This is a genomic window from Olsenella sp. An188 (genome assembly GCF_002160255.1).
GTDB classification, from domain to species: Bacteria; Actinomycetota; Coriobacteriia; order Coriobacteriales; family Atopobiaceae; genus Thermophilibacter; species Thermophilibacter avistercoris.
The window spans coordinates 113,946-127,737 of sequence record NZ_NFKF01000008.1; the positions used below are offsets into that span (position 1 = coordinate 113,946).

General features: G+C 69.0%; 11 protein-coding genes. 1 reads left to right on the forward strand and 10 read right to left on the reverse strand.

Features of this window, described 5'->3' with window-relative positions; genetic code table 11:
• Nucleotides 1-7 precede the first annotated feature (7 nt).
• A complete protein-coding gene (locus tag B5F23_RS08950) occupies nucleotides 8-862 on the reverse strand; it encodes a DegV family protein (protein ID WP_158096160.1) in 855 nt (284 codons plus the stop codon).
• Nucleotides 863-1,073: 211 nt separating this feature from the next.
• Between B5F23_RS08950 and B5F23_RS08955 the strand changes: the two genes are divergently transcribed.
• Nucleotides 1,074-2,831, forward strand: coding sequence for a 1-deoxy-D-xylulose-5-phosphate synthase (locus B5F23_RS08955; protein ID WP_087353997.1), 1,758 nt, complete (start codon nucleotides 1,074-1,076; stop codon nucleotides 2,829-2,831).
• Between the two features lie 42 nt (nucleotides 2,832-2,873).
• On the opposite strand, the gene B5F23_RS08960 is transcribed toward B5F23_RS08955, so the two are convergent.
• The 9 genes from B5F23_RS08960 to B5F23_RS09000 form a co-directional block, all read right to left on the reverse strand.
• On the reverse strand, nucleotides 2,874-3,458 hold the full coding sequence (locus tag B5F23_RS08960; RefSeq protein ID WP_087354000.1) for a Crp/Fnr family transcriptional regulator: 585 nt from the start codon (nucleotides 3,456-3,458) through the stop codon (nucleotides 2,874-2,876).
• A 34-nt stretch (nucleotides 3,459-3,492) separates the two neighbouring features.
• Nucleotides 3,493-4,911 (reverse strand): DUF2130 domain-containing protein, encoded by a 1,419-nt coding sequence (locus B5F23_RS08965; RefSeq protein ID WP_087354003.1) that lies wholly within the window; start codon nucleotides 4,909-4,911, stop codon nucleotides 3,493-3,495.
• A 251-nt stretch (nucleotides 4,912-5,162) separates the two neighbouring features.
• Nucleotides 5,163-6,614, reverse strand: coding sequence for a S1C family serine protease (locus B5F23_RS08970; RefSeq protein ID WP_087354006.1), 1,452 nt, complete (start codon nucleotides 6,612-6,614; stop codon nucleotides 5,163-5,165).
• A 221-nt stretch (nucleotides 6,615-6,835) separates the two neighbouring features.
• The gene (locus tag B5F23_RS08975) at nucleotides 6,836-7,510 is read right to left on the reverse strand and encodes a response regulator transcription factor (RefSeq protein WP_087354009.1); all 675 of its coding nucleotides are present in this window, start codon (nucleotides 7,508-7,510) and stop codon (nucleotides 6,836-6,838) included.
• Nucleotides 7,511-7,869: 359 nt separating this feature from the next.
• On the reverse strand, nucleotides 7,870-8,733 hold the full coding sequence (locus B5F23_RS08980) for an amino acid ABC transporter ATP-binding protein (protein WP_087354012.1): 864 nt from the start codon (nucleotides 8,731-8,733) through the stop codon (nucleotides 7,870-7,872).
• The gene (locus tag B5F23_RS08985; RefSeq protein WP_087354015.1) at nucleotides 8,723-10,096 is read right to left on the reverse strand and encodes an amino acid ABC transporter permease; all 1,374 of its coding nucleotides are present in this window, start codon (nucleotides 10,094-10,096) and stop codon (nucleotides 8,723-8,725) included. Before B5F23_RS08985 ends, B5F23_RS08980 begins: the two co-directional genes overlap by 11 nt.
• Nucleotides 10,097-10,215: 119 nt before the next feature.
• Entirely contained in the window at nucleotides 10,216-11,058 is an 843-nt protein-coding gene (locus B5F23_RS08990) for an ABC transporter substrate-binding protein (RefSeq protein WP_087354018.1), read from the reverse strand.
• Between the two features lie 83 nt (nucleotides 11,059-11,141).
• Nucleotides 11,142-11,975 carry an ABC transporter substrate-binding protein gene (locus B5F23_RS08995; protein WP_087354021.1) on the reverse strand — a complete coding sequence of 278 codons (834 nt, stop codon included), beginning with the start codon at nucleotides 11,973-11,975 and terminating at the stop codon, nucleotides 11,142-11,144.
• A 357-nt stretch (nucleotides 11,976-12,332) separates the two neighbouring features.
• Complete coding sequence (locus B5F23_RS09000; RefSeq protein ID WP_087354024.1) at nucleotides 12,333-13,673, reverse strand: glutamine synthetase family protein; 1,341 nt, start codon at nucleotides 13,671-13,673, stop codon at nucleotides 12,333-12,335.
• Nucleotides 13,674-13,792 lie beyond the last annotated feature (119 nt).

Genomic DNA, 13,792 nt, shown 5'->3' on the forward strand with positions numbered 1-13,792 from the left:
CCCGACCCTACTCCCTGGCGAGAAACGCCACGCCGAGCGCGCCCGGACCGCAGTGGGAGGTGATGACGTTGCCGGTGTCGTACCACTCGACCTGCTCGAAGCCGAGCTCGCGGGCGTGGTCGGCCACCAGGCGCTGAACCTGCTCGGGCAGCCCGGGGCTCTTCACGAAGACCACGCGCCCGCGGTCGAACTCCTCGCGCAGCGCGAGGTAGTCGACGAGCGCGACCGCCGCCGAGCCCATCGAGCCGCGCAGCTTCTTCGTTGCCACGAGCTTGCCGTCGACGAGCTCGACCACCGGCTTGATCTTGAGGAGCGTCGCGCCGAGAAACGCCACGTTGGAGAGGCGGCCGCCCGCGCGCAGGTAGCCCAGGTCCCCGGGGAGGAACGCCATGCGGGTGCGCGCGGCGACGCCCTCGGCGAAGGCGCGCGCCTCCTCGGGCGTGGCCTCCGGGTGCTCGCGGACCCAGGCGGCCACGAGGCGGACCACGAGGCCCTGTCCGATGGTCACGTGCCGGGTGTCGAGCGTGGTCACGTAGTCGCGCCCCTCGGCCGCCGCGAGCGCGGACTCGAGCGAGCAGGTGGTCACGGCGGAGTAGGCGACGTGGAGGATCTGCGCCTCGGGGTCGGCCTCGTGGATGCGGTCGAAGGCCACCTGGAAGTCGTGCGGGGTGCAGCCGCTCGTGCGCGGCAGCACGCCGAGCTGGCGGCACTGCTCGAGCATCTCGGCCGGCGAGATCTCCCCGTCGTCCAGGGTCTTCTCGCCCACGCTCACGTGCATCGGGACGAGGGTGACGCCAAGCTCGGCGGCCTCGGCGGCGGGGATGTCGCAGCCGGTCTCGGCGGTGATGACGATTCTGGGCATGGCTTCCTCCAAACGGCTCCGACTCGTCGGCACCGCGTCGCGGCGCACGCATGCACATTGTAGCCGCCCGCGCCCTCCCGTCCCGCGGGCGCGGGCCCTTATCGGCGACCGTCCCTTTTCGCAGACGCGACACAACTTGCGGCGGCAAATGTGAGATTCTAGTAAGGTTACTATTCGCGCGGCGCTGTCCGCAGTTTTGGAGAGGGGCGGCATGTATCTCGAGCGTATCGAATCTCCTGACGACGTGCGGGCCCTCCCCAGCTCCGCCCTGCCGGGCCTGTGCGACGAGATCCGACGCGCCGTCATCTCCAGCTCCGCCGCCGTCGGCGGCCACCTCGGGTCGAACCTCGCCGTCGTCGAGCTGACGGTGGCGCTGCACCGCGTCTTTAAGAGCCCGCGGGACAAGATCGTCTTTGACGTCTCGCACCAGACCTACGCCCACAAGATGCTCACCGGGCGCGCGCGGGCCTTCACGGACCCCGAGCGCTACGGGCGCGTCTCGGGCTTCGCCAGCCCCAACGAGTCCAAGCACGACCTCTTCTCCATGGGCCACACGTCCACCTCGGTGAGCCTCGCCTGCGGCCTTGCCGCCGCGCGGGACCTCGCCGGCGAGAAGTACGACGTGGTGGCGGTCATCGGCGACGGCTCGCTCTCGGGCGGGCTCGCCTTCGAGGGGCTCGACAACGCCGCCGAGCTGGGAAGCGGCCTGATCGTCGTCGTGAACGACAACGAGTGGTCCATCGCGCCCAACCACGGCGGCATCTACCGCAACCTCGCCGAGCTGCGCGCGAGCCGCGGCGCCTGCGAGCGCAACGTCTTCAGGGCGCTTGGGCTCGACTACCGCTACCTCGAGGACGGCCACGACGTGGCGGCGCTCGAGGCGGCGCTCTCCGAGCTGCGCGGGACCGACCACCCCGTGGTCCTCCACGTGCACACCAGGAAGGGCCACGGCTACGCGCCGGCCGAGGGAGACCCCGAGCTCTGGCACCACGCCGCCCCCTTCGACGTGGCGACGGGGACGCAGGGCGGCGCGGGCGGCGAGGACTACGCCTCCATCACCGGCGCCTTCCTCTCCGAGCGCATGGAGCGGGACCCGCGCGTGGTGGCCGTGAGCGCCGCGACCCCCTACATCATGGGCTTCACGCCCGAGCTGCGCGAGCGGGCGGGCCGGCGCTTCGTGGACGTGGGGATCGCCGAGGAGCACGCCGTCACCTGCCTGGCGGGCCTGGCCCGCGGCGGGGCGCGCCCCGTGCTCGGCATCTACGGCACCTTCCTGCAGCGTGCCTACGACGAGCTCTGGCACGACCTCTGCCTCAACGCGTCGCCGGCCACCATCCTGGTCTTCGGCTCCTCCGCCTACGGCACCACCGACGCGACCCACCTGAGCTTCTTCGACATCCCCCTGCTCGCCGACATGCCGGGGCTCACCTACCTCGCCCCCACCTGCCGCGAGGAGTACCTCGACATGCTCTCCTGGTCGCTCGCGTGGGAGCACGGCCCCGTTGCCGTGCGCGTCCCGGCCGCCGGGGTCGTCTCCCGACCGGGCTTCGAGCGCGCCGCGAGCTACGAGCGGGGCTGGGAGGTCGCGCGCGCCGGTGCGGACGTCGCGGTCCTCGCGCTCGGAGACCTCTTCCCGCTCGGCGAGGAGATCGCCGACGAGCTCGCCGGGCGAGGCGTGGCGCGCGCCACGCTCGTGAACCCGCGACGCGCGACCGCGCCCAAGACGGACCTCGTGGCCGGGCTCGCCCGCGACCACCGCCTCGTCGTGACGCTCGAGGACGGCGTGGTCGACGGCGGCTTTGGCGAGCGCTGCGCGCGCATCCTCGCCCGCGAGGGCGACGTCCGCGTGCGCTGCTACGGGCTCCCGTGCGCCTTCCCGGACCGCTACGACCCTGCCTCGCTGCTCGAGAGCTGCGGCATGACGGTCGAGGGCGTCTGCGACGACGTGGAGCGTGCGCTCGGGCGATAGCCGCCCGCGGCGCGGGGCCGTGCCGGGCGCGTGGCGCCTCCCCTACTGCGTGACGCCCTCGTCGCGCAGCTCGGTGCGAAGCCGCGAGAGCGAGACGGGCGTCATGCCGAGCAGCGACGCCACGTACTTGTTGGGCACCATGTCGATCACGCCGGGGTACTTCTCGAGGAACCACAGGTAGCGGTCGCGACCGCGCTTCTGCGACACGAGCCTGCGGACCTCCCAGTGCTCGCGCCACGCCTGGCGGAGCACCTGGATGTAGAGGTGGTTCGCCGCGAGGCTCGTCTGGAGCAGCTCGTCGACGAGCGCCACGCTCACGCCGACGACCTCCCCCTCGCTGAGCATCTCGACCGTAGAGGTGGACGGCCCGTCGAAGTCGACGCTCGGCACGAGGACCGAGCCCGGCCTGAAGACGATGCAGTCCGTGATCTCGCGCCCCTCCGCGTCGACCGAGAAGCTGCGCCCCAGCCCCGAGACGAGGAAGTTGACCATGGTCTGGGCGGATCCTGCCTCGACCACCCGATCGCCCTTGCGGAGCTTCCTCCCCAGCGCGTTCGAGCAGAACGCCCAGAGAAGGCTCTCGTCCGTGATGCCAACAACGTCTCTGAAGAAAGACTCGTACTCCATGGTCAGCCCCCTCACGTCTTGTGCGTAGACGATTCTACTCCACGCCGTCGGGCTCGATCGGCTCCTCGACCGGCGGCCGGCCCTCGACGGGGTCGGGGGAGCCGAGGGCCGTCCCCTCGGCGGCGAGCGAGCGCGCCTCCGCGAACTTCTCGCGCATCGTGGGGTTCTTCCAGGTGAGCTTGCGGATGGTGAGCTCCTCCGCCTTCTTGTTGGCCAGGCGCAGCTGGTTCTCGGACGAGGTGAGGTTCTCCTTGACCTTCTGCAGGTGCGAGATGGTCTTGTCGATCTCCTCTATCGCGGCCTGGAACCTCCTGCTCGCGGCGTCGTAGTTCTTGCCGAAGCGGGCCTTGAAGTCCTCGAGCGCGTCTTCGAAGTGCGTGATGTCGATGTTCTGCTGCCGGGTCTGCGCAAGCTCGCGGCGCCAGGAGTGCGCGTTCTCCGCGGCGTTTCTCAGCAGCGTAATCATGGGGATGAAGAACTGCGGGCGGATCACGTACATCTTCTCGTACTCGTAGGAGACGTCCACGATGCCGGCGTTGTAGAGCTCGCTGTCTGGCTCGAGCAGCGAGACGAGCACCGCGTACTCGCAGCCCTTGTTGCGCCGGTCGCGGTCGAGCTTCTTGAAGAAGTCGGCGTTCTTGTGGCGGTTGCGCGAGGACGAGTCCTCCTCCTCGTTCTTCATCTCGAACATGATGGAGACGACCTCGACGCCGTCCGCGTCGACCTCGCGGAAGACGTAGTCGCCCTTCGAGCCGTCCACGACCTCGTTGTCCTTGTGGAACTCGGCCCCGCGGAAGCCGAGGCTGCGCCAGCGGTTGAACTCCATCTCGCAGTGCTGCTCGAGCGACTCTCCCACGAGCTTGGTGGACAGGCGCGAGCGCTGGTTGCGCAGGCGCTCGATCTCGTCCTCGCGGTCGCGGATGGTCTGGTCCTTGTGGGTGGCGAGCTCGCTCATCTGCTGGCGCAGCGAGGCCTCCACCTGCTCGCGCTCGAGCCGGGCGGCGCGCAGGTCCCCCTCGAGCTCGGCGATGCGCTGCCCCTGCTCCCCGGTGGCCTGCGTCACGGCCAGCGTCTTCTCCGCGGCAAAGGCCTCCTCGCGCGCGCTCGCGGCGGCCTCGAGCTCGGCGATGCGCCGCCGCCCCTCGGCGAGGCGCTCCGCGAGGTCCCTCTCGGCCGAGGCCTTGGCAAGCTCGAGCGCGTCCGAGGCAGCCTTGACCTGGGCCTTCAGCCGCTCGATCTGGGCGTCGCGCCCCGCCGCGTCCGCCTGGGCCTCCTGCCGGGCGCGCGCCACGGCCGCCTCGACGGCGCTGGCGCGCTCGCGCTCGGCCAGGAGGGCGCGCTCCTCGAGCTCGCGCCTGAACTCGGCGTCCCTCACCTGCCGCACGATCTCGGCGTACTCAGTCTCGTCAACCTGGAAGACCTCTCCGCAGTGCGGGCACCTGATCTCGCTCATCGCGTCCCTCCGTTCTCTCGGTCTCACAAGGGTACCCGTCCCACCGGACAGAAATTGCCGAGAAGTGCGGACGGCCCGACGTTCTTCTCGCCCGTACGCGCACAGGTGCGGGCTGGGATGCCGCGGCAGGCCGCACTCGACGAGTGCGGGCGAGAAGTGCGGGCATCGAGTGCGTGCACGGCACGCGAGGAGGGCCCCGCGACACCCGCCGCGGGGCCCTCCCGAGTCGCTCGCCCTTCTCGCCGGAAGCGCTACCTCCCGCCGAAGGGGCTGTACTGCTGCTCCTGGTACTGCTGGTAGAGGTCGATCAGGTCCTGGAGCGAGATGTCCTGGCCGTTGATCTGGACCGTGTCCTCCCGCTGGTTCTGCTGCTCCTGCTGGAGGGACTCGTCGGAGCCGAGCGTCACGTCGAAGGTCATCTCCTGGCTGCCGCGCACGACCGTCACCTGGACGGTCTCGCCGATGCTGTGCGAGCGCACCGCGAGGATGGCGTCGTCGGCGGAGGTGACCTGGGCGTCGCCGATCCGGGTGATCACGTCGCCCGCCTCGATGCCCGCGGTGTCGGCGGGGCTGCCCTCGGTGACCTCGACCACGTAGGCGCCCTCGCTCACGGCCAGGTTGTTCTGGTAGGCTGTCTGGTTGTTGACCGTCTGCATGGACAGGCCGATGTAGGCGTGCGTCACGGTCTCGCCGGCGATGACCTTGTCGGCGATCTCGGTGGCGTAGTCCGACGGGATCGCGTAGCCGATGCCCGCGAAGCTCTGCGTGTCGGAGCTGTAGAGCGTGCAGATGCCCACGAGCTGGCCCTGGGAGTTGACGAGCGCGCCGCCGGAGTTGCCGGGGTTGATCGTGGCGTCGGTCTGGATGAGGTTGGTGTAGAGGGTGTTGCCCGAGGTGTTCTCGAGCAGCGTGTTGCGCGAGAGGGCGCTCACGATGCCCTGCGACACGGAGTTCTCGAGGCCAAACGGGCTGCCCACGCTCATCACCCAGTCGCCGACCTGCAACTCGGAGGAGTCGCCCACCTCGATCGGCGTCACCTCGGCGTCGCCGAAGTCGGCGTGGATGACCGCGATGTCGCTCGAGGCGTCGGTGCCCACGAGCTCGGCGTCGTAGGTGTTGCCGTCGGCGGTGGTGACCTGGATGGACTGCGCGTCCTCGATCACGTGGTTGTTGGTGATGATGTTGCCGTCCGTGTCGTAGACCACGCCCGAGCCGGACCCGGAGCCGTCGGCGAACGTGCAGTACACGGTGACCACCGAGGGCGAGGCCTTGGCGGCGACGGCGTTGGCGGTCGAGGTGTCCTCGTCGCTGGGGTCGATCGTGATGGCCTGGCCGGAGCTCCCCGACGTGACCTGGGTCCCGGTCGGTCCCACCACCCCCGTGGCGAGAAGAACGCCGGTGAGCGCGGCGGCACCCACCACGCCGCCGAGGAGCCCGGCCACCACGGCGCGCACGGTGCGGCGCGGCTTGCGCGCGCCCTCGCCCTCCCAGCCCTCGGCGGCGTGGGCGGCGCGCTCGGACTCGGACGCGCCCGCGGCGCCGGTCGTGCCCGCGGCGCCGGTCGTGCCCGCGGCACCCTCGCCCGGGATCGGCGGGACGCTGACGGTGGGGCGCACCTCGGTCGGCTCGGACCCGGTCGCGCCGGTGCCCTGGCCCTGCTCGGGTGACTCGCTGGTTCTGGGGTCAAACGGGTAGTCGCTCATGTTCTTGCCTCTCCACTGGCCGCGCCTCCCGCGCGGCACCTTGTATGCCGCTTGGGAATGTACCCCGGGCGGGTCGGGGCAAACCGAGCCCCCGCAAACGCCACCGCGCCGGCACGATGCTTTCCGGTTTCTGAAAACGCGCGCGGCCCCGCACGCCGGGGACGCGTCGCCCGCGGCGGCGCGGGGTCCCGGGCGCAGGTCCTTCTCGCCGGCAGGACGGCCTAGATGCGGAAGAGGTAGCCCACGCCGCGGATGGTGACGATGTGGCTCGCCACCTGCGGGCCCACCTTGGAGCGCACGCGGCGGATGTGGACGTCCACGGTGCGGGTGCCGCCGCAGTACTCGAAGCCCCAGACGCGGTGCAGCAGCGTCTCGCGCGAGTAGGCGCGGCTCGGGTGCGTGGCCAGGAAGGAGAGCAGCGAGTACTCCATGAGCGTCAGGTCGACGGGCTTCTCGTCGATGTAGACCTGGTAGGTGGCGAGGTTGATGGTCATGTTGTCCACCGTCACCAGGTCGGCGGGGGCACTCTCCTCGCCCGGCCACAGAAGCAGCGTGCAGCGCAGCTCGAACTCGGCGGAGCCGGCGGTGGAGAGGATGAAGTCGTTGGTGCCCTGCGTGGGCATGTGGAGGGTGGCGAGCTTGTCCGGGTCCTGGACGAGCAGCATGGGGATGAAGCCGTTGTCCGCGACGAAGGAGTCGACGGCGTTGAGGCTGTCCTGGCTCATTCCCTCGCCGTCCAGAATCACGAGGTCGAACTCGTGGCCGGAGGAGACGGCCTGCGAGAAGGTCTCCTCGTTGGCGAGCGCGATGGACACGTCGATCGCGTGCGAGAGCTCGCGCATGCGGTCGTGCAGCCGCGTGGTTGCGGACATGAGCAGGATGTTCTTGTGATGCATCCGGTCGACCCCCCAAATTTGGACGCATGTATTGGGTCACATTACCACATACGCCCCCGCCTCAACGGGGGCACAGGGGCATTTCCTCAAATGAAGCGCAGCTCGCGGGGTGTTCCAGGGGGTCGCTTAACCTAACGGAAATCTTACGTCGCACGAGTTTTCGCAGCTCAGGGGCCAAGCGTGCAGCAGCGCACGCGCCGGCGAGAAGAACCTCGGGCCTAGTAGGGTTTTCATACGCACTCGACTGCGTACCAAAGCGGTCCCGGAGCCTCTTTCGGCCCGCATTTCCGCGTTTGCTACGCAGTCAAGTGCGTACGAAACGCCCGGGGACGCCTGGGACGCGGCGTCGCCCCAGGCGCCTACTTGATCGAGCCCAAAAACTCCGCGGTGCGCGCGTTCTCCGGGTGGTCGAAGACCTTCTCGGGAAGACCCTGCTCCACCACGACGCCCTCCTCCATGAAGACCACGCGGTCGGCCACGTCGCGCGCGAAGCCCATCTCGTGGGTCACGACGATCATGGTCATGCCGGAGTTCTCGGCGAGGTCGCGCATGACGTCGAGGACGCCGCGCACGAGCTCGGGGTCGAGCGCGGAGGTCGGCTCGTCGAACAGCAGCACGTTGGGGTGCATGGCAACGGCGCGCGCGATGGCGACGCGCTGCTGCTGGCCGCCGGAGAGCTGCGCGGGCTTGAAGTCGGCGCGGTCGGCCAGGCCCACGGCGGCGAGCTGCTTCATCGCCTCGGCCTCGGCCTCCTCCCTGCTCTTCTTGAGCACCTTCGTCTGGCCGATCATGACGTTCTCCTTGGCCGTGAGGTGCGGGAAGAGGTTGAACTGCTGGAACACCATGCCCACGTCGCGGCGCAGCTTGTTGACGTCCGCGGCGCTCTTGCCGGTGATCTCGTCGTCCTCGATGAGGATGTGGCCGGCGCTCGGCGTCTCGAGCAGGTTGATGCAGCGCAGCATCGTGGACTTGCCCGAGCCCGACGGGCCGAGGACCACCACGACCTCGCCCGGCCAGACGTTGAGGTTCACGTCCTTGAGCACGAGCGTGTCGTCGAAGCTCTTGTTGAGGTGCTCGATGCGCACGATCGGGTGCTCGCCGGGCGTGAACGCGTGGCTCGTGAGCCCCTGGTCGGCCTCGTAGGCGATCGCGGCGGCCTCGTCGGCGGGAAGGGCCGGCGGGACCTCGATCGAGTGTGAGCGGCGGTGCAGCTTAGCAGCCATCGGCGGCGACCTCCTTCGGCGTGGCGAGAAGAGCCTGCGGCTCGGCGGGGGCGTCCTTCTCGGCGTCTGTGGACACGAGCTCGTCGGCGTTGTCGGCGATCTGGGCGCGCCTCTTGGGGCGCGGGCCGCCGCCGCGCTCGGAGCGGGCGATGTTCTCCTCGACGATGCCCACGACCTTGATGAGCGGCAGCGTCACGATGAGGTAGAAGATGCCGGCGGCCACGTACGGGGTGATGTTGCCCGTGACGGTGGTGAGGTTCTTGGAGAACATCATGAGCTCCATGACGCCCACCGAGGAGAGCAGCGAGGTGTCCTTGAACGCGGTGATGAAGTCGCTCGTGACCGTGGGGATCACGCGACGCACGGTCTGCGGCAGGATGATGGTGAACATCGTCTGCACGTAGTTCATGCCGAGCGAGCTCGCGGCCTCGTACTGGCCCTGCGGGATGGACTGGATGCCCGCACGGAAGATCTCGGCGAGGTAGGCCGAGGAGTTGACGGCCATGACGATGATGCCGAGCAGGTTGTTGTCGATGTTGATGCCCATCATCGGCAGGCCGAAGAACATGATGTAGATCTGGAGGAACAGCGGCGTTCCGCGCAGCACGTTGATGTAGACCACGGCCACGGCGCGCACGACGCGCCACTTCGAGATCTTGAGCATCGCGAACAGCAGGCCGAGCGCGATGGCAAACGGGTAGGCCGCCACCACGATGCCCAGGCACAAGATCCAGCCCGGCGCGAGCGAGGCGAACGACGTCACGAGCAGCTGCGGGCGCAGGAACATGCCGAGGAACTGGTTGGAGTTCCAGGCGTCGACCCAGGGCTGCCCGTCGAGCCAGTTGACGAGCGACTGCAGCGGCGTGTTGGCGATCGTGGAGATGGGCGCGGAGTCAGAGAGCTCGTGGGTGCCGTCGGCCGCCTCGTAGCTGCCGGAGACCACGACGTCGCCGCCCGCGGACGGGAACTGCATGTTCGTGATCTCGAGGCGCAGGAGCGAGCCGGCCGGGATGGCCAGGTCAAAGCTCACCGTGATGGAGCTGCCCGCGGGGACGGCCTCGCCGGTGACGTCCATGCGGCTGAGCCCGTCAAGCGCGGTGATGCGCGTCGTGGAGTGGTCGAACGTGGCCCCCTCGGGCAGCGTCAGCGTGACGGAGGTGACCTCCTCGCCCTCCTCGACCGTGCCCTCCCAGGTGAGGCGCGTGTCCATGCCGCCGATCACGCCGTCGCCGCCGTCCTCGTTGGGACGCGCGGTGGCCTTCTCGGTGGTGAGCGCCTGAGCGGGCCGCGGTGCCGCGAGCGCGAAGACGCCCGTGAGCGCCAGGGCGAGCGCGACGAGAAGTGCCCCCCGTCTGTGCTGCATGCTTCCTCCTTGGTGATGCGAGGGGACGGCCCCCTCGCATCATTTTCCGCTTCACGCGGCCGAGCGGGGCGCCCGGCACCTCTCGCCGCGCGCCCCGCCCCAGCCGCAGGTTCTTGTCGCTAGATCTCGGTGGTGCCGAACCACTTCTGCTTGATCTCGTCCATCGTGCCGTCCTCCTCGACCTGGGCGAGGGCGTCGTTGATGGCGGCCAGCAGGCCCGGGTTGTCCTTGCTGACGGCGATGCCGTACTGCTCGCCGGTGGGGATCTCCTCGACGACCTCGAGGTCGGAGAAGGACTCGGCGATCATGTTCTGGGCAACGGGCAGGTCGATGACCATGGCGTTGTAGAGGCCCGTGGAGATGCCCATGAGGGCGGCCGTGACGTCGGCCAGCGGCACCTTGGTGGCGTTGGGCAGGTTCTCGGAGATCCACTCGTCACCGGTGGTGCCGGTCTGGCAGGCGACCTGCATGCCCTCGGCGTTGAGGCTCTCGGAGTCCAGGCCGGAGCCGGCGGCGGCCACGATGCCCTGGTTGGAGTTGAGGTAGGGGTCGGAGAAGTCGACCTCCTCGAGACGCTCGTCGCTGATCGTCATGCCGGCGATGCAGATGTCGGCCTTGCCGCCCTGCTTGATGGTGGGCACGAGCGTGTCGAAGGCCTGGTTGGGCAGCCACTCGCAGGTGAGGCCCATCTTCTCGGCGATGGCGTTGGAGAGGTCCACGTCAAAGCCCACGGTGGTGCCGTCCTCGTCGATGTACTCGAACGGCGAGAAGCCCAGCTCGGCCACGTTGGTGAGCACGCCCTCCTTCACGAGGGTGTAGGAGGCCTCGTCTGCGGCGGCGTCGTCGCCGGTGGTGGCGTCGGCGGCCGGCTCCTGGGTGTCGTTGGAGCAGCCGGCGAGAAGCGCCGCGGAGCCCGCAAGGCCGAGGGTGGCGACGAAGTTGCGCCTGTTCATGATGGTCATTTCTTTCCTCCCGTTATCTGTCTGCGGCTTGGAGCCGCCCTTTCCGCGGTGATCGGTGCGCGACCGGGGTGCCCCCGGGCCCGCTAGAGCTCGGTTCCGAACCACTTGACCTCGAGCTCGGAGACGGTTCCCTCCTCCTCGAGCTCGGCCAGCGCGCCGTTGATGGCCTCGGTGAGGCCGGGGTTGTCCTTGTTGACGGCGATGCCGTACTGCTCGCCCGTGGGGATCTCGATGGCGACCTGGCAGTCGGTGAACGAGTTGTTGCAGAGGTAGCTCATGACGGGCAGGTCGGCCACGGCGGCGGCGTAGAGCCCGGTCTGCACGCCGGTCACGGCGACCACGGGGTCGTCGAGCGCCACGATCTCGGCGTTGGGCAGGTTCTCCTCGGCCCAGGAGGCGCCGGTCGTGCCGGCCTGCACGGCCACCTTGGTGCCCTCGACGTTGAGGGCCTCCTCGGTCACGGCGACCGCGTCGGCGCGCGTCACGAGGCCCTGGTTGGAGTCCATGTAGGAGTCGGTGAAGTCGACCTGCTCCCAGCGCTCGTCGGTGATGGTGATGTTGGAGACGCCCACGTCGGCGCGACCGCCCTGCTCGATGAGCGGGATGATGGTGTCGAACTTCATCGCGGGCAGGACCTCGCACTCGAGCCCGAGCTTGTCCGCCACGGCGTTGATGAGGTCGATCTCAAAGCCCTGGGCCTCGCCCGTGGACTCGTCCACGTAGTCGAGCGGCGCGTTGGCCAGGTCGGAGGCCACGATGATCTTGCCGTCCTCGACGAGCGTGTAGGCTGCGGGGTCGGCGGAGTCGCCGCCGGTCGCGGGGGTGCTTGTCTGCCCTCCCCCGCTGCAACCCGCGATAGACACGGCAAGTGCGCAGGCAACGACGAGGCCGCCCGCGATCCGGCTGGAGAGCTTCATGTGAGGGTCCTTCCCCCGATGCTTTGGCGCGTGGTCACGCCCTTTCCCGACAGAGGGCACGGGGTCTTCCCCGTGTCGAGGCGCGCACGCCTCGCCTGTCGCCAAGCAGTTAGTTTGGTCCAAGCCAGCTTGACAGAACCTTGACACGCCGTTTCTTAACAAGATTGACATGCGGGCCGGCGTTCTTCTCGCCCGTGCGCGCCTCCCGTAGGCACGGGACGACACTTTCAGCGAGAAGAACGTCGGCAGGCGCCTACGCCCCGCCTCATGTAGGAGCGGGCCGACACTTCCCGCGAGAAAAGTGTCGGCCCGCTCCTACGGTTATGTCAGATGCGGCGGCGCCTGGCCGCGCGCGCCCTACACGCCGCCGTAGTAGTGCTCGCGCTCCCAGTCGGTCACGGACGTGCAGAACTCGCCCCACTCGCGGCGCTTCTCGCGCACGAAGTAGGTGAAGATGTGCTCGCCGAGGACCTCGCGCATGAGCTCGGACTCCTCGAAGCGGTCGATCGCCTCGCCGAGGGTGCGCGGCAGGCGGCAGATTCCGCGCGCGGCGAGCTCGCGGTCGCAGGCGGAGAAGGTGTCGCAGGTGGACTCCTCCGGCAGCGGCAGCTCCTCCTCGATGCCGCGCAGGCCGGCCGCGATGGTGACGGCGAGCGCGAGGTAGGGGTTGGCCGTGGGGTCGGGACTGCGCAGCTCCAGGCGGGTGGCGATGTGCTTGCCCGGCTTGTGCGTGGGGATGCGCACGAGCGCGGAGCGGTTCTTGCGGCCCCAGGTGGCGTGCGTGGGGACCTCGCCGGTGGAGATGAAGCGCTTGTAGGAGTTGACCGTCGGGTTGGTCACGAGGGTGAACTCCGGCGCGTACTTGAGCAGGCCCGCCACGTAGTGCTGCGCGATCTCGGAGAGGTGCGCGGGGTGGAACTCCTTGGGCGCCCAGAAGAGGTTCTCGCCGTCGTGGTCGAGCAGCGACTGGTAGAGGAACATGGCCGAGCCCGGGGCCGTGGCGATGGGCTTGGGCATGAAGGAGGCGAACATGCCCTGCTGGGCGGCCTCCTGCTTGATCACGAGGCGCGCCGTCATGATGTTGTCGGCGCAGCTCACGGCCTCGGTGAAGCGCAGCTCGACGCCGTTTTGCGACGGGCCGGCCGCGTGGTAGGAGTACTGCACCGGGATGGACATCTTCTCAAGGGTGAGGGTGGTCTGGCGGCGCAGGTCGTGGGCGGTGTCCATCGGCGTGAGGTCAAAGTAGCCCGCCGTGTCGAGCGGCACCGGGTCGAGGTCGTTGTCGAAGTAGAAGTACTCGATCTTGGGCCCCACGTTGGGAACGAAGCCCTGCTCGTCCGCCTTGGTGAAGACGTTGAGCAGGCAGCGGCGCGGGTCGCCCTCAAAGGGCTCGCGGCTCGGCGTGAACACGTTGCAGAAGACGCGCGCCACGCCCGACTCGCTCGGACGCCACGGGAGCAGCTGGAAGGTCGCCGGGTCCGGGAACGCCAGCATGTCCGACTCCTCGAGCGAGGCAAAGCCGTCGACCGCGGAGCCGTCGAAGCCGATGCCCTCCTCGAAGGCCTCCTCCAGCTCCTCGGGCGAGATGGCAAAGGACTTGAGGTTCCCGAGCACGTCGGTGAACCACAGCCTCACGAAGCGGATGTCGCGCTCCTCGACGGTGCGCAGGACGAAGTCGATGTCTTTCTCGCTGCTCATGTGTAGATCCCCCGGTCAATCGGCTCGGGCTCCTTATCCCGGCTAGGTTCTCACATGAGTGTTTCGCGCCTGTTTCCCACAGGGGGAAGAAGATCCGGGGGCGAGAAGAACCTCGAGGC